The 15,084-nt window shown below is 73.8% G+C and carries 14 protein-coding genes; 3 read left to right on the top strand and 11 right to left on the bottom strand.

Features of this window, described 5'->3' with window-relative positions:
* Window positions 1-10: 10 nt before the first annotated feature.
* Window positions 11-919 (bottom strand): AEC family transporter, encoded by a 909-nt coding sequence (locus J2754_RS01055; RefSeq protein WP_211086437.1) that lies wholly within the window; start codon window positions 917-919, stop codon window positions 11-13.
* 176 nt (window positions 920-1,095) lie between these two features.
* Here J2754_RS01055 and J2754_RS01050 point away from each other — a divergent pair, with 176 nt between their 5' ends.
* Window positions 1,096-1,236: a hypothetical protein gene (locus tag J2754_RS01050; protein ID WP_188877114.1), complete on the top strand. Its 141-nt coding sequence runs from the start codon at window positions 1,096-1,098 to the stop codon at window positions 1,234-1,236.
* Window positions 1,237-1,391: 155 nt separating this feature from the next.
* Here J2754_RS01050 and J2754_RS01045 read toward each other — a convergent pair whose 3' ends face one another.
* The 6 genes from J2754_RS01045 to J2754_RS16530 form a co-directional block, all read right to left on the bottom strand.
* Window positions 1,392-2,588, bottom strand: a complete 1,197-nt coding sequence (locus J2754_RS01045; RefSeq protein WP_188877115.1) for an ABC transporter substrate-binding protein — start codon at window positions 2,586-2,588, stop codon at window positions 1,392-1,394.
* Window positions 2,589-2,641: 53 nt separating this feature from the next.
* The gene (locus tag J2754_RS01040; RefSeq protein WP_211086436.1) at window positions 2,642-3,286 is read right to left on the bottom strand and encodes a ferredoxin reductase domain-containing protein; all 645 of its coding nucleotides are present in this window, start codon (window positions 3,284-3,286) and stop codon (window positions 2,642-2,644) included.
* 68 nt (window positions 3,287-3,354) lie between these two features.
* The gene (locus J2754_RS01035) at window positions 3,355-4,230 is read right to left on the bottom strand and encodes a DUF1616 domain-containing protein (protein WP_211086435.1); all 876 of its coding nucleotides are present in this window, start codon (window positions 4,228-4,230) and stop codon (window positions 3,355-3,357) included.
* 46 nt (window positions 4,231-4,276) lie between these two features.
* The gene (locus J2754_RS01030; protein WP_211086434.1) at window positions 4,277-4,942 is read right to left on the bottom strand and encodes an ABC transporter ATP-binding protein; all 666 of its coding nucleotides are present in this window, start codon (window positions 4,940-4,942) and stop codon (window positions 4,277-4,279) included.
* Window positions 4,939-6,579 (bottom strand): hypothetical protein, encoded by a 1,641-nt coding sequence (locus J2754_RS01025; protein ID WP_211086433.1) that lies wholly within the window; start codon window positions 6,577-6,579, stop codon window positions 4,939-4,941. The genes J2754_RS01030 and J2754_RS01025 overlap by 4 nt, the downstream gene beginning before the upstream one ends.
* The gene (locus tag J2754_RS16530) at window positions 6,576-9,440 is read right to left on the bottom strand and encodes an FtsX-like permease family protein (RefSeq protein ID WP_211086432.1); all 2,865 of its coding nucleotides are present in this window, start codon (window positions 9,438-9,440) and stop codon (window positions 6,576-6,578) included. Before J2754_RS16530 ends, J2754_RS01025 begins: the two co-directional genes overlap by 4 nt.
* Window positions 9,441-9,604: 164 nt before the next feature.
* Between J2754_RS16530 and J2754_RS01015 the strand changes: the two genes are divergently transcribed.
* Window positions 9,605-10,729, top strand: a complete 1,125-nt coding sequence (locus J2754_RS01015; RefSeq protein ID WP_211086431.1) for a glycosyltransferase — start codon at window positions 9,605-9,607, stop codon at window positions 10,727-10,729.
* Window positions 10,730-10,817: 88 nt separating this feature from the next.
* Here the strand turns inward: J2754_RS01015 and J2754_RS01010 are convergent, their stop codons facing one another.
* The 3 genes from J2754_RS01010 to J2754_RS01000 form a co-directional block, all read right to left on the bottom strand.
* A complete protein-coding gene (locus J2754_RS01010) occupies window positions 10,818-11,039 on the bottom strand; it encodes a hypothetical protein (protein ID WP_211086430.1) in 222 nt (73 codons plus the stop codon).
* A gap of 3 nt (window positions 11,040-11,042) precedes the next feature.
* Window positions 11,043-11,579, bottom strand: coding sequence for a TQO small subunit DoxD (locus J2754_RS01005; RefSeq protein ID WP_188877124.1), 537 nt, complete (start codon window positions 11,577-11,579; stop codon window positions 11,043-11,045).
* A 204-nt stretch (window positions 11,580-11,783) separates the two neighbouring features.
* Complete coding sequence (locus J2754_RS01000) at window positions 11,784-12,224, bottom strand: plastocyanin/azurin family copper-binding protein (RefSeq protein ID WP_188877125.1); 441 nt, start codon at window positions 12,222-12,224, stop codon at window positions 11,784-11,786.
* Between the two features lie 137 nt (window positions 12,225-12,361).
* Here J2754_RS01000 and J2754_RS00995 point away from each other — a divergent pair, with 137 nt between their 5' ends.
* Window positions 12,362-13,630, top strand: coding sequence for a coiled-coil domain-containing protein (locus tag J2754_RS00995; protein ID WP_188877126.1), 1,269 nt, complete (start codon window positions 12,362-12,364; stop codon window positions 13,628-13,630).
* A gap of 152 nt (window positions 13,631-13,782) precedes the next feature.
* Here the strand turns inward: J2754_RS00995 and J2754_RS00990 are convergent, their stop codons facing one another.
* Window positions 13,783-14,997, bottom strand: coding sequence for a glycosyltransferase family 4 protein (locus J2754_RS00990; RefSeq protein WP_211086429.1), 1,215 nt, complete (start codon window positions 14,995-14,997; stop codon window positions 13,783-13,785).
* Between the last annotated feature and the right edge of the window lie 87 nt (window positions 14,998-15,084).

Raw genomic sequence — 15,084 nt, 5'->3', positions numbered from 1 at the left:
GGGGTGGCGCTCACAGGACGAACTGGAGCAGGACGAAGACGGCAGCGAGCGAGGTGACGGTGGTGACGAAGACGTTCGCGGACGCGAGGCGGGTGTCGCCGCCGAGTTGCGTCGCGTAGATGAACGTCGAGATGGCGGTCGGCATGGCGAGCATGACGACGCCGGTGCGGACGGTGAGGGGATCGCTCGTGAGGAGCGTGAAGACGCCGAAGGCGAGGAGCGGCATACAGACGATCTTGAGGGCGACGACGGCACCGACCGTCGGAACGTCGACGCCATCGGCGTCGAAGGTGAGCGAGGCCGCGACGGAGAGGAGCGCGGCGGGGAGCGCGAGGTCCGCGAGCCACCCGAGCGCCGTCGCAGCGACGTCGGGAACGGGGAGGCCGAACGCGGCGAAGCCGAGGCCGACGACGAGCGTGACGATCACGGGGTTGCGTACGATGCCGAGGAGTTCGTCGCGGAGGTCGGCCTCGGCGTCGTTGATCGTCATGAGGACGAGGACGGTGAGCGGGATCTGGACGAGCGCGCCGACGCCGAGGAGGACGCTCGCCTTCCCGGCCGCGACCGATCCGAGCGTGATCGTGACGATCGGGAGCCCGAGGAAGCCGAAGTTGCTGTGGTACGATTGGACGATGGCGACGCTGCGTTTCGCGGGGTCGTCGAGGCGGCGGTGGACGAGCCACGCGATCGCGGCGACGGCGAGCTCGACGAGGACGAACGCGGCGATCATGCGCGGTGAGAAGACCGCGACGAGGTCCGTCGTCGCGGTCGAGGCGAAGACGAGCGCGGGGAGCGCGACGTAGAACGCAAAGCGCGTCAGGTAGTCCGCGCGCGTGGCCGTGAGGAGGCCGAGGCGGCGGGCGACGAGCCCGGCGCCGAGGAGGCCGAACATGTAGAGGAGGTTGGAGGCCAGCGACACACCGAAGGGGTCGTGTCGGGGATGCTTTCGCGTTTCGGATGCGGGCGAGATGGAAGAGTACGTACGTCGGGTACCGTGCCCGACCCGCGACCGATCGAAGCCGACCGATCGAGCCGGTCGTAATCGGTTTGGTCGCGGCCCCGCGTAGCCCGACGTGTGGGTCCCGACAGCGAGAGGTGGGCTGCGTGCCCCGGGCGGCGCTCTCCGATAGCGTCGGATCGCATCGGCTTCGAGCGGGATTGCTCCTCGGGCCCGTGCTCGTCCTCGTCTCCGTCTCCGTCTTCGGGCCCGTGCTCGTCGATCCGATCAGCGTGTGAGCAGACGATGACGACGCGTACACGTACGAAGCTACGGTCACCGCGATGCTCGTCGGTCTCTGGTCACTCAGGCGCGGGTGGAGACAGTACGACCGGGGGCGGGAGGAGCGGTGAGACGACGGGCGCGTCGGCGACGGCGGGAGGAGCGGTGTCGGTCAGTTCCCGGTGACGATGTCGGCGACGCGCTGTCGGTCGAAGAGCCGTTCGCCCTCGGGGATCGCTGGATAGGGCTCGCCGTCGGTGTAGCCCGGCCACTCGCCGAAGACGTCGGGGTAGAGCTGTTTCGCCGTCATCTCGATCTGGAAGAGGTTCATCAGCGGGCCCTGATAGCGCATCCCCTGCGCGTAGACACGATCGTTCTGCACGGCGGAGAGCTCCTTGCCGACCGGGTGGTCGCGGAGCTGCTCGCGGACGGTCGCCATGTCGTAGCGCGAGGTCATCCCCCAGAGGTGGAGGATGACGTCGGGGTCGGCGTCCGCCATCGTCTCGTAGCCGACGGAGCCCCAGAGGCCGTCCCACTCCGCGTCGCCGAAGGCATCGGTCGCGGCGAGCGGGCGGGTGTCCGCGAGCCAGAACCCGGGCCGATTGAGGTGGTACGTCCAGAACTGGCCGTCGCCGAGGGTGACGCGGACCGCCGTGGGGCGCTCTTCTCTCGGCGGGAGGTTCTCCTCGATGTGGGTGATGAGGTCGGCGTGAACGGCGTTCAGCCGCTCGAAGCGCCGGCGCTCTCGGAAGACCGAGGCGACGCGGCCGAAGATCTCCCAGAGCGTGTAGTACTCGTAGGCGTCGGCGTAGGCCTCGGGCGGCGCGCTGCGCGTGCCGCTGTAGAAGTTCCCGAAGAAGGGACCGACGTTCTCTACGACGTCGTCGACGTCGCTGCGACTCCAGTTCTTCTGCGTGCTCGCCCACGCGGGTCCGAGGAGGTGGACGTCGCTGTCGAGGTTGTAGAAGAACTCCTTCGTGAAGTTGTCGAACGGGTTCGGGAGGCCCTCCCAGTCGAAGGCGACGCCGTCGAGGTGCTCGTAGTAGTAGTTCATCGTCGTCCCGGACATCTCGGGGACGAACAGCGAGTTGACGGCGTCGCCGTGGCCGAGCGCGACGAGCATGTCCGCGTACTGCGGGTACATCGTGAAGGCGCTCTCCGGCACCTCGTCGAACGTCACCTCGCCGACGGGCGCGATGCTCGCGGTGTACGAGTCGGCCGCGCTCGTCCCCCCGGCCGTCGTGGAGCTCGACGTCTCGTCGGCGTCGTCGCTACTCCCGCCCGTACAGCCGGCGACGAGCGCGCTCCCGACGGCTCCCGCGCCAGCGAGATACGCGCGCCGCGTCGTGCGTGGCGTCCGGTCTACCATGATTTAGGCAACCCTAAACTGACGGTTAACGCTTGCGGGTTCGAGCTCGGGCGTCAGGCCGGCCCGAAGCTCTCGATCGCGGCCTCGGCGGGATCGCGATCCGCGGCCTCGAGGAGCGCCTTCGCCTCGGCGACGAAGTCGTCGAAGCCGAAGACGTAGACGGCGGGCGTGGGAACGGACGGGTGATCGGCGTCGAAGTCGGCGAGGTCGTCGAGGCTGTCGACGACGGCGACCGTCGCGCCGGCCTCGGCGAGCGCGTCGAGGCGCGCGCGGTGCGGTGGCGCGTCGCCCCGATAGACGACCGTCGCGTCGTGGCCGCTCTCGATCGCGCGTTCGGCGACGCCGACTGCGGGACCGATCCCGGGTCCGGCCGCGTAGACGGCGACGTCGCCCTCGCCGCGGTACTCGATGGTCCCGAGCGGGCCCTCGATCTCGATTTCGTCGCCCACCTCGCGTCGCGCGAGCCACGTGCCGAGCGACTCGTCCGGGGATTCGTCGACGGGGTAGCCGACGGTGATCTCGAACGTCTCGGCGACCGCCGGCGAGGAGATCGTGTAGTAGCCGGCGTCGTCACCGCCGGGGCGGCGCACGAGGACGAACTGACCGGGAGCGGCGTCGAACGACGCCGGAGCGTCGAGTTCGATGGCGACCGTCTGCGGGCCGACGTCGGCGACGGCCGCGACCGTGAGCGTTGGCATGGGCCGCGATACGTTCGAGCGCGGCATAAACGGCGCGTCTCGGGCGAGGGGGACCGATTCGGCGATGGCTAGTCGATCCAGACGTGCGTTTCGCGATCGGCGTTCGACGCGGTCGGCGTCGCCGGCACCCCGCCGCCGTACAGCAGGTAGACGACCCGCGTCCTCCCCGGACCGTCCGCGACGGCCGACGACCGGCGTCGCGTCGCGCCCGCCGGGACCGTGAGCGTCTCGCGGCGGACCTCGTCTCGCGCGAGCACGCGCGTCGCGTTCTCGGCGGCGACGCGTTGGCGCTGTACGACGAGCGTGTACGTCGCCGCCCCCGTCCCGTGGTTCGTGACGCCGACGCTCAGCGTCTCGTTCTCGCCCGGATAGCCGCCGGCGACCGCGTCGCCGTCCCCGGTCGTGAGCGAGAGCGACGCGCCGGCGGTCGCGGGCGTGAGCGCCGCGTGGGCGACGCTCGCGGCGGCGAGCAGTATCAGGACGACGAGCGCGGCGTCGAGCGCGCGCCGCGAGCGGTCGTCGGTCGCATCGGGCGACGCGACGGCGGTCCCCGGGGGGACACCGCTCTCGGACGGCGCCGAATCCGCGGAGCGACGGCGAGCGGCGGCGACGACCGCGAGGCACGTCACGGCGGTGAGCGCACCGGCGAGCGGGACGGGACCGAGGGCGAACGGGGAGAGCGAGACGCCGACGGCGCAGAGCGGCGTGACGACAGCGCTCGCGGCGACGGCGAGCGCGAGGCGGGTCGCCCCCGGGCGTTCGTCGTCAGCGAAGAGCGCGGCGACGATCGCGTACCCCGGCGCGAGGAGGGCGAGCGCGAGGCCGAGCGGGAGGCGAAGCGCGCCGCCGAGCGGCGAGAGGAGGACGCACGCGTCGGCGAGGAGCGTCAGCCCGATCGCGGCGGAGAGATCGCGGGGCGCGCGCGGCGCGGCGCGAGGCGGCATGCGTGTCCGTAGATCCGCCGCGCGCGCAAGTGCGTTGTGCTCCGCTTCAGTCGCCCTCGATCGTCCCGTCGCGGAGGACGTACCGGTCGTCGAAGCGCTCGACGAGGCGGGGGTCGTGGCTCACCACGAGCAGCGCGGTGTCGAAGTCGTCGCGCACTGCGTCGAGCGTCGACAGCACGGCGTCCGTCGTCTCGGGGTCGAGCTGGCCGGTCGGCTCGTCGGCGAGGACGGCGCTGGGTCGGTTGGCGAGCGCGCGGGCGATGGCGACGCGCTGGCGTTCGCCGCCGGAGAGCGCGGGCGGGTAGCGCGTCGCGAGGTCGGCGATGTCGAGGCGCGCGAAGAGGGTGTCGAGCCACGCCTCGTCGATCGCGCCCGCGTGCTCCTGGGGGACGCGCGCGTTCTCGTAGGCGGTGAGGTCGTCGATGAGCCGGAAGGACTGGAAGACGAAGCCGAGGTGGTCGCGCCTGAGGGCCGCGCGCTCGCGCTCGGAGAGGGCCGTCGCGTCCCGTCCGCGCACGCGGAGCGTCCCGGCGTCCGGCGTCGTCAGGAGGCCGAGCACCTCGAACAGCGTCGATTTGCCCGCGCCGCTCGCCCCGCGGACGAGCGTCCGCGCGTCCGCCGGGACGCGCAGCGAGAGCCCGTCGAGGACGGCGCGCTCGCCGCGCGTCAGCGTCAGATCGCGCGCGTCGAGCACGGGCGGCGCGTCACTCACGGCGCCACCCCGGCGCGACACGTCCCCGGTGCCCAGCGGACGACGACGCGATTCGGTCCCCCGTCGTAGACGACGCTTCCGTTCATCACCCACGACTCGTAGGTCGAGCGGGGTAGTCGGACCGGTCCGGTCGCCGTCGGCGCGCCGACGGTCGTCCACGAATCGCGAGCGACCGTCGGGCAGTCGGGCGGCGGGCCGTCGCCCCGGAGCCACGCCGTCACGGGCGCGCGGGCGACGTCCGCCGAGCGGTAGTTGTCGGCGACGAGCGCGACGTGGTCGTCGGCGGCCCACGTCCCGTCGAGGTGCGTCGTGGCGAACGTCGCGGCGTCGAACGTCTCGGGGTGAGTGATCGGCTCGAAGGGGTAGGCCTGCAGGCCGAGGAAGGGGAGGGGCGCGGAGGCGAGGAGCGCGACGACCGCGCAACAGGCGGCGACCCGGCCGAGGCGTGGGCGGCGATGGACGAGCGCGGCCAGCCCCGCGGCCGCGGCGACGAGCGCGCCGAGGTGGACGAACCCCGTCGCGCGGACGGCGAGGTCGAGATAGCGGGGCGTGCTCCCCGCGGTGAGGGCGAACCCGATCGCCGCGAGCGGCCCGAGGACGGTGGCGAGCGCGGCGATGCCGCGGTCACTGGCGAGCCGCGGCACGCCGATCGCGGCGGCGGCGAGGGGGGCGAAAAGCGGGAGCGTGAGACACAGGAGCAGCGGGGTGGTCGTCGCGCGAGCGGGATAGAGCGCGACAACGGCGTTCGCGGCGAGGACGGCGAGACCGCCCGCGAACACGGCGAGCGGGACGGCGCGCTGGACGCGCGCGGAGCTCGCGTCGAGCCAGCGGGCGAGGACGACGACGAGCGCGAGCCACGCGGCGAACAGCCCGAGCGAGGCGACGGCGGTGTCGGCCTTCGGGAGGTCGATCGCCTCGTAGTAGCCGACGGTGAGCGCCCAGAACCCGAGCGTGCCGATCGCCCCGCCGACGAGGCGGCAGCGAGTGGGCGAGCGCGCGACGGCGAGCGCGATCAGCGTCGTACAGACGAGGCCGGCGACGAGGGCGCTGAGGTTGTGCGCGACGGGCATCGTCGCGCCCGCGGCGACGGCGAGCGCGAGCCAGCGGCGACTCCCGGTGACGTGTGCGCGGCCGAGCGCGAGGACGAGAACGGCGAGAACCGCGAGCCCGTACACCTCGCCGCTGACCGACATCGTGCGAAAGAGGAAGGGGCCCTCGACGGCGAGCGCGAGGCCGGCGAACGCGGCCGCGGCGCGTCCGTGCGAGGCGGGGAGGTCGGCGGTGACGTCGCGGACGAAGACGACGGCGACGAGGGACGGGACGACGGCGAGACAGGCGACGACGGTTTGGGCGACGAACAGGGGCGCGACGCCGGTGAGCGCGCTCGCGGCGGCGAGCAGCGTCACGAAGAGGTACTGATCGGCCGCGGGGGCGGCGGCCGCCGTCGGATCGAGCGGGACGCCGCCGGCCGCGAGGAGACGTTCGGCGCTACTGGCGAAGACGAACGCGTCCGTGTTGTACGGCAGCGGCGAGACGTGGAGGCTGGCGAGGCGCGCGGCGATCCCGACGGCGACCACGGCGACGAGGAGCAGCGGATCGACGCGAGGGGGCCCGGCGCCCGCGTCGTCGCCGCTCATCGGCCACCTCCGAGGAGTCGAGACGGATCGAGGCGAGCGTCGCGCACGGCGAGCGCACCGGCGCCGACGAGCGCGAGCGCGAACGTCCCGAGAGCGACGGGGGCGACGGTCCAGAGGGGAACGCTCGGCGCGACGCGGACGCCGAAGGCGGTCAGCGCGCCGGCCCACGAGAGCGCGCGGAGCGTCAGCCACGCGAGGGCGAGACCGGCGACGGTCGCGGGGAGCGCGATCCGTGCGGCGTCGGCCAGCACCGTCCCGACGACCCAGCGCGGGTCGGCACCGATCGCGCGGTGGACGCCGAGGTCGCGCCGACGCGCCTGTACGGCGTCGGCGAACGTGGCGACGATGCTCCCGACGGTCATCAGGACGCCGAGTCCGAGGAGCGTCGCCAGCACGAGTCCGAGGTTCCCGAAGGCCCGTGAGAGGATCCCCGCGGTCCCGACACCGCCGGCGCTGCGACCGCTCGCTGCGAGCGCGCTAGCCAACCGCGCGTCGCCCGTCACGCGGTAGCTGGTGCTCGCCGTGGCGTTCCCGACGCGCGCCGCGACGTCGTAGGATCCGGGTGGCCGGCGCGCGATCGCCGCCGTCACGGTCCGTTCGGCGCCCGGGTCGAGCGCGACGGTCGTCGTCCGATCGACGCCCGGTCCCGTGATCGATGCCGAGCGTTCGAGCGGCGCCGGCCACGGGTTCGTGACCCGTAGGGCCGCACGCGGCGCGCCGAAGACGCTCACGCGCTCCGGGACGTGCAGTCGAACGCCGGGGCCGCGCACCGCCCCGTCGGCGACCCGGACCGTCCGCGTCGCTCGCCGATCGCCGGCCGACGCCCGCATCTCGTAGCGGCCGGGCGTCGCCGGGAGGCGGACGCGGGTCGCGCCGTCCGCGGTCGTCGCGTTCGCGTTCGACCCGATCGCCACGCGCGCGCCTTCGACGCGCTCGCCCGCGACCGTCCCGACGGCGACGTCGAGCGACGCGTTCGGCGGTCCGCGGGCCGGGAGCGGGGCGAGCGTGAGCGTCCCCGGCGCGACGACACGCACCCGTCTGGTGGCGCCCGCGACCCGCGCGGTGTGCGTCCCGGCTGCGTTCGCGGCGAAGTCGAACGAGGCGGTTCGGCGCTCGCCGGCGTCGAGCGCGACCGACCGGGTCTCGCGGGCGCCGTCGAAGGCCGCGCGGACCGTCCGCGTCGCCGCGTCGTCACCGACGTTGCGGAGCCGGACCCGGAGCGTGACCGTCTCGCCGCGCGCGACGCGATCGGGGGCGCTAACGCCGAGGACGGCGACCGTGCCGTTCGCGGCCCGCGCGCCGCCGAATCGGACGACGTTGGCCGCGCCGGCGGGAACCCCCTCCAAGTGCCGGGCGAGCGGGAGGGAGACGAGGAGGTGGTCGTCGGCCGCGCCGGGCGCGTCGTAGGTGCCGACGACATCGACGGTGCCGACGGCGGCCACCGTGCTCCCGCCAAGGGCGAGCGAATCGCCCGGGTCGACGCCGAGCGTCCGCGCGAGGTCGTCCCCGACGACCGCCTCGTCGCTCGCGGTCGGCGCGCGGCCGGCGACGAGGGTGGCGTCCGAGACCGCTCGATAGGCGTCGAAGTCGACGCCGCGGGCGGGAAACGCCCGTCCGTCGTGGGCGAGGAAGAGCAGGATCTCGGGGCTCGCGGCGACGCCCGAGTGCCGGAGTTCGTCCGCGTACGCGACCGGGACGTGGCTGTCAACGGGGTGGACGGACCCGGGTTCGGTGACGACGCCGCCCGCGCCCTCGCCGGTCGCGCCGAGGCTGCCGAGAACGCCGCCGAGCGCGGCGACGACGAGGACGAACGCGACGAAGACGGTGAGCGTCGCCGTCGTCGGCACGACGGCGCGCGCGGGCAGGAGCCGCGGCCCGCCGGGCCACCCCCGCGAGCCGGTGTCGGACTCGTCGAGCGGCGCCCCGCCGACGACGGGTCGAGCGGCGAGCGCGCCGGCGAGGCCGCCGACGCAGACGAGCGCGAGGAGGATCGCACCGACGAGGGCGGCGGCGCGCGTGTCGAGGGAGAGCGGGAGGCCGACCGGGAGGCCGAAGCGGACGGCGGCCGTCGCGGCCGCGTTCGGTGCGATCACGCCGATCCCGTAGCCGAGCGTCGCCCCCGCGAGCGTCAGCAGGGCGGCCCGGACCGCCACGAGTCGGCGGACGCGGCGCGCGGAGGCCCCCGTGGCGCGGAGCGCGACGAGCGTCGAGCGGCGCTCGCGGACGGTCATCCGCGTGACGCTGAACACGACGACACCCACGAGGACGGCGACGCCGGCGCAGACGACGCCGAGCGTTTCGAGGACGCCCGCCGTCCCCGCGAGGAAGAACGACAGCGCGCCGACGAGCGGCGCGCCGGGCTCCGGGACCGCCGATTCGGCGTCGCGGACGACGAGCGCGCGCTCGGCACCGAGCTCTCGCACCGTCGCGGCGTCGGTGACGAGCCAGCCGTCCGGGAAGGGGGCGTCGGCCGTGCGATCGACGCTCGCGCGCGACACCGTGGCGTCCGGGCCGGCGAGTTCGACCGTCGTCCCGACGGGCGATCCGGCGACGCCGTCCGGGGGATCGAGGCCGAGCGGGTTCGGCCGCGGAACGCCGACGACGGTGTGGGCGTCGCCGGCGACGCGCGCCGTGGTGAGGGGGAAGACCGCCGCGCCCGGGGGCGCGCCGTCGGGAACGTCGCTCGTGAGGACGACCGCGGCGTCGGCGCCGTGGTCGGCCGCCATCGCCGTCGCTTGCCCCGAGACGGCCAGGAGGACGAGGACCGCGCCGACGAGGAACGCCGCGGTCACGGCGACGACGAGGACGGCGAGGCGGTCGCGGAGCGACCACCGCGTCAGGAGCGCGCGCCGGTAGCTCACGGCGCCCGCGCACCTCGTCGCTCCGCGTCGTCGGTCATCACGCGGAGGTGGGCGATGGGACGGCGTAAGTGCCCGGGTTCGGGACGGACGCGAAGGGCTTTCGGTGCCGCTCGTCGTTGAGCGCGACGACGCCGGTCCGCGAGCCGGGCCGGTCTCGACTCACCATGGCCGCCGACAACGATCACCCGCGCGTCCTCCACGTGTGCAAGCACTACCACCCCGCGACGGGCGGCATCGAGAACGTCGTGCGGAGCCTCGTGACCGGGGTCGACGACGCCACCTTCCGCGTGCTCACGGCCCGCGATGGGCGGGGTCGGAGCCGGGTCGACACCGTCGACGGGACGCGCGTCGTCCGCGCGGGGAGCCTCGGGAGCGCGCTGTCGACGCCGCTCGCGCCGGCGTTCCCGCGCCACCTCCGCCGCGAGCGCCGGTGGGCCGACGTCGTCCACTACCACCTGCCGTTCCCCCTCGGACCCGTCAGCGCCCTGCTCGACCCGGGGGGGGAGACGCCGAGCGTCGTGACCTTCCACGACGACATCGTCGGGAAGGGCCCCGCCGTCTACCCGTACGCGCCGGTGTTGGGCCGCTTCCTCGACGCCGCGGACCGCTTGCTCGTCACCTCGCCCAACATGCGCGACGAGTGCGCGCGCGTCGCGCCGTACCGGGGCAAGACCGACGTGATCCCGCTCGGTATCGAGACGGGCGACGTCCCGCGCGAGGGCCGGCGTCCCGACGGACGGGAGCTCCTCTTCGTCGGCCGGCTCGTCCCGTTCAAGGGCGTCCGCCATCTCGTCGCGGCGATGACGCACCTCGACGACGCGACGCTCACCGTGGTCGGCGCGGGCCCGGAGCGGGAGGGGCTGGAAGCGCGGGCGGCGGCGTGCGGCGTCGCGGACCGGGTGACGTTCGCGGGCTACGTCTCCGAGGAGCGCCTCGAACGGCAGTACCGCGAGGCGGACGTCTTCGTCCTGCCGTCCGTCGGGGCGAACGAGTCGTTCGGCATCGTCCAACTCGAAGCGATGGCGCACGGCCTCCCCGTCGTCAACACGGCGCTCCCGACCGGCGTCCCGTACGTCAGCGTCGACGGCGAGACGGGGTACACCGTCGATCCCGGTGATCCGGCGGCCATCGCGGACGCCGCGGCCCGCCTGCTCGCCGACCCCGAGCGCTACGAGAGGTTCTCCGCGAACGCCCGCGAGCGCGTCCACGGAACGTTCGCGCGACGCGGGATGCTCGACGCCACGGCCGCGGTCTATCGGTCGCTGGCGGACGGCCGGGACGGCGAATGACGGAACGGAGGACGAGCGAGAGCCGGCCCGGGATCGGGAGACGCGGACGGACGAGGGCACGGGAGACGGGGGAGGGGCGGATCGGCGCTCAGCGCGGCGAGGCGAAGTCCCCGGCGACGGCCCGGTAGACGGCGTAGCACGCGAGCACGGCGAGTCCGAGAACGACGAGCGTGCCGCGGACGTCGACGGAGAGCCACGCGCGCTCGCCGACGAACGTGCCCGCGAGTCCCAATCCGGCGGTCCCGAGGAGGACGAGACCGCCGCCGAGCCACATGGCGATCCGGTCGGCGGAGCGTGTGTGTCCCGTCATGGTTCAGCCGAGGAGGGCGCGGAGTCGGGGGTGATTCTCGACGAGGGCGGTCCGTTCGAGGACGGCGTCGACGCCCCAGACGCGGCCGGCGCCGAAGGCGATCAGCTGGGCGAAGAGGACGATCCGCAGGAGCTCGCCGGTGACGTAGGTGCCGGCGTAGCCGACGGTCGAGAGGTAGAAGACGGCGGCGAGGAAGGCCCCGAAGAAGGCCGCGAGCCGGGTGAACGCCCCGATGAGGACGCCGAGGCCGATGAGCACTTCACCGACGGGGATGGCGACGTTCGTGGCCGCGAGCAGGAACGGGGTGTTGGCGGCCCACGCGAGGAAGCCGTGCAGCCACCCGGGCGCGGCGGTGGTGCCGGCGACCAGCCACTGGCTGGCCGCGAACGGCTTCGCGCCGGCGTCCCAGAGGAACGCGAACTTCGCCAGTCCGGCGTGGAGCATCCACCACCCGAGCAGCAGGCGCGTGAGGAGGATCACGTACCCCGTCCACGAGCCGGCGGAGACGGGGGGCGTCTTCGCTTCGGCCGTCGCTACCATCGTTCGCCCTCCGTCGCGGACGGAGCCGATCGTCGGTCTCGCTCTCGTCGCGTCTCTCCCCGACGGCGGTCGTTCGCACACGGATCACCTCCGTGCCCGTCGCGTCCGGTGACCATGCTTTTAGGCTAGCCTAAACACTAATAGTCGTTTGGATCTCGACGAACGAGAGAGAATTGCCGCGGGAGGGGCGATGCCGATCGCCGGTCAGGCCGAGCCGTTGGCGTCGGTGCCGTTCGCGCCCGAATCGGACGACTCGGTCACGAGGATGTCCCCGACCATCCCCATGTTGACGTGCGGTTCGCAGACGACGTGATAGCTCCCGGGGACCGTGAACTCGTGTTCGTACGTGTGGCCCTGCCCGTAGATCTCCGTGACGCCGTCCCAGTCGGACTCGGCGGGCTTCTCCTCGACGACGATGTTGTGGTTGCCCGTCTGCCAGACGAAGCGGACGGTCGTCCCCGTGTCGATCGTCAGCGTCTCGTCCGTCCCCGGCCGGAAGGCGTAGTCCACGAGATCGCACTGGACGGTGTCCGGCGGCAGCGACGTCGTCGACTCCGCGGTTCCACCGCCGCCGCTCCCCCCGCAGCCGGCGAGCGCCGACGTGACTACCGTGCCCGCGCTCGCGAGGTACGCGCGTCGGTCCATACGTGAACGGGAGGACGGCGCGTCGAAAAGCGTGCCGGTACGGCCGCCTCCCGACCCGCTTAACCGCCGCGGTCCGTCGACGTCGGCTCCGAACCGCAGCTATATACTCGGGTCGCGCATATGCCGACCAACTGGCGATGCTGGTCGTGATCGTCTCCGTCGGCCTCCTCTACGCCGTCCTCGCGCGCCAGCGATCGCGCCGCTATCGACGCGCCGGCGCCGTCGCGCTCGCCGGCCACGTCTTCGTCGCCGTCGTCGTCCTCCCCGCCGTCCCCTACGACTGGGACGTCCCGCTCTTTCACGTCAACGCCCTGCGTATCCTCGCGGGCGGCGCGACCGACCCGTTCTCCGCCGTCGACGCCTTCGCGACCGTGCAGGCGCTCGTCTACGCCGTGTTCGGGACCGATACGACGGCGCTCGCGGTCGTCAACGGCCTGTTCGCCGTCCTCACGCCGCTCCCGCTGTGCGCGCTCGCCGACCGGCTCTATCCCGACCGGGAGGGCACCGACGGCCTCCGACTGCTCGCCCTCTTCTGTCCGCTCCCGTTCCTCTTCGCCAGCCTCCCGATGCGGGACGCGCTCTCCACCCTCCTCGCGGTCGCGCTCCTCGCCGTCGTCGTCCGCGCGGCGACGGAGCGCGCGCCGTTCGTCGCGCTCCTCGCCCCGCCGCTCTGGGGCGCGCTCTTCCTCCTCCGCGAGGAGCTCGCGCTTCTCGCGCTTCTCGCGGCGTGCGCCGCGGGGCTCGTCGTCGCCGCCGAACGGACCGCGGGCGTCCGCTCCCTCCGCGCGCTCCTCCCGCTGACGGTGCCCGTCGGCCTCGTCGGCGTCGCGCTGTTCGCGCTCGTCTTCCCCGTCGACGCGCTCGACGCGCGACTGCAGTACCGCGCGACCGGGAGCGCCGCCTACCTCGGCCACGTGACGTACGACACGTGGCTGGACGTCCTCCTCGCCGCACCGGTCCGCGCGCTCTACTTCCAGTTCGCCCCGTTCCCGCTCCACGTCGGCTCGGCGTTCGACCTGCTCGCGGCCGCGTCGCTCCCGCTCGTCGTCGCGCTCGCCGTCGCGGCGTACTGGTGTCTCACCCGCTACGAGACCGACCCCGCGGCGGCGCTCGCGCTGCTCGTCTTCTACGGCGGCGGCGTCGTCGGCTACGGGCTGATCGACGCGAACTACGGGACGACGGTGAGACACCGCGCGGTCTTCGTCTTCCTCCTCGGCGTCTTCGCCGCGCCGGCCCTCCAGCGGTGGCACGGCTCACTCCGGCGGCGGGTCGAGGTGGCGCTGAACGACGAGCGCGACGAGCGCGGCGACGAGGAGAAAGCTGAGGAACTTGATCGCCGCGCCGAGCGACGACGCGAGCACGGAGACGACGCTGGCGAGCGCGAACGACGCGAGTGCGCCGAGTAGGACGCGTTCGTCCGTGCACAGCGCGTAGACCGCGCTCTCTGCGGTCCAGCGCCGGAGCGTCCGCAGGGCGCGGTAGGTGGCCGACTCCCGGATCGCCGCCAGCAGGCGCACACCGGCGTCTCGCACGTCGGGGGCAAAACCGTCCACGGTTCTCACCCGACGCAAACCCGTTCGAGCAACGCCTCAACCCGGTCGGTGACGCGCGCCCACGTGTAGCCGGCGTCGAGGGCGTGTGCGCGACACGCCGCGCTCGCCCTCGCTCGCGCGCCGTCGTCCGTCCGGTGCCACGCCGCGAGCGCCTCCGCGAGCGCCGCCGAATCGCCCGGCGGGACGAGACAGCGCGCGGGGATCGCGGGCTCCGATTCGAGCGGCCCGAGTATCTCGGGCGTCGCGCCCGCCGTCGTCCCGACCACCGGCGTTCCCGCCGCGAGCGCCTCAACCGTGGCGAGACCGAACCCCTCGTGAGCGAGCGTCGGGAGGACGAACGCGTCGGCGCGCGCGTACGTCGCGGGGAGGCGTTCCTCGGGGACGTAGCCCGCGAACGTCACCCGGTCCGCCACCCCCCGCGCCGCCGCCCGCGCTTCCAGCCCCTCCCGCTCCGGGCCGTCGCCGCCGATCGTCAGCCCGACGTCCGCGCCCGACGCGACGACCGTCGCGAACGCGTCGACGAGCGTGTGGAGTCCCATCCGCGGCGTGAGGCGGCGGACCGTGAGGAACTCCGTGCGGTGCCGGTCGGCGACCCGGTTTTTCTCCGCCGTCGAGGGCTCGCTGCCGGCCGCGTGCGGCGCGAACCGCTCGGCGTCCGCGCCGCCCGGGAGCACCGTGATCGGCGGGGCGTCAGGGTGGGCGGCCGCGACGCGCTCGCGCATGAACTCGCTCAGGACGACCGTCGCGTCGCTCCGCGCGAGCGTCCGGCCCTCGATCCGGGCACGCAGAGTCCGGTTCGCCCACTGCCACGGGCGTTCGAGCCCCGACGCGTCGGGCGCGCGCTCGTCGTACTCGGTCGCCCAGAGGCCGTGGACCGTGTAGGTCCGCGGGACGGCGTCGGGGAGCGCCAGATCGACGCCGAGCGAACTCAGCGCGCCGTGGAAGCAGGCGACGTCGATCGACGCGTCGCGTTCGATCCCGCGCACCCGCCGTTCGACTGCGCGCAGCGTCCACGGGAGTCGCGGGACCGACGCCCGATAGCGGCGGACGTCCATTCCGGCGACCGTCTCGCGCGCCGGGGCGTCGCCGCGCCGCCGCGTGAGCACGGACACCCGGTGGCCGCGCGCGGCGAGCCGGCGGCCGACCTCGTAGTTGTACCGGCCGGACCCGGTGGCCTCGGGCTCCGGGAAGAGGTTGTTCGTCGCGGCGAGCACGTGCATACCCGACGGCACACCGGGCGCGCGGGTGAGCCTTTCGCTCGGATCGGGCCGCGGCGGACGTCGCGCGTCGCGCGACGAAAGACTGAT

Origin of the sequence: Halarchaeum nitratireducens (assembly GCF_017874695.1) — an archaeon.
GTDB classification, from domain to species: domain Archaea; phylum Halobacteriota; class Halobacteria; order Halobacteriales; family Halobacteriaceae; genus Halarchaeum; species Halarchaeum nitratireducens.
The sequence above is the reverse complement of the archived record's forward strand: the minus strand, read 5'-3'. Positions and strand labels throughout refer to the sequence as shown.

Bases quoted from the DNA above. Each gene is read 5' to 3' on its own strand.
- J2754_RS01025 (WP_211086433.1), bottom strand. From the start codon at position 6,579: ATGAGCGGCGACGACGCGGGCGCCGGGCCCCCTCGCGTCGATCCGCTG.
- J2754_RS01000 (WP_188877125.1), bottom strand. From the start codon at position 12,224: ATGGACCGACGCGCGTACCTCGCGAGCGCGGGCACGGTAGTCACGTCG.
- J2754_RS00995 (WP_188877126.1), top strand. From the start codon at position 12,362: ATGCTGGTCGTGATCGTCTCCGTCGGCCTCCTCTACGCCGTCCTCGCG.
- J2754_RS01045 (WP_188877115.1), bottom strand. From the start codon at position 2,588: ATGGTAGACCGGACGCCACGCACGACGCGGCGCGCGTATCTCGCTGGC.
- J2754_RS01035 (WP_211086435.1), bottom strand. From the start codon at position 4,230: ATGCCGCCTCGCGCCGCGCCGCGCGCGCCCCGCGATCTCTCCGCCGCG.
- J2754_RS00990 (WP_211086429.1), bottom strand. From the start codon at position 14,997: ATGCACGTGCTCGCCGCGACGAACAACCTCTTCCCGGAGCCCGAGGCC.
- J2754_RS01015 (WP_211086431.1), top strand. From the start codon at position 9,605: ATGGCCGCCGACAACGATCACCCGCGCGTCCTCCACGTGTGCAAGCAC.
- J2754_RS01005 (WP_188877124.1), bottom strand. From the start codon at position 11,579: ATGGTAGCGACGGCCGAAGCGAAGACGCCCCCCGTCTCCGCCGGCTCG.
- J2754_RS01010 (WP_211086430.1), bottom strand. From the start codon at position 11,039: ATGACGGGACACACACGCTCCGCCGACCGGATCGCCATGTGGCTCGGC.
- J2754_RS01040 (WP_211086436.1), bottom strand. From the start codon at position 3,286: ATGCCAACGCTCACGGTCGCGGCCGTCGCCGACGTCGGCCCGCAGACG.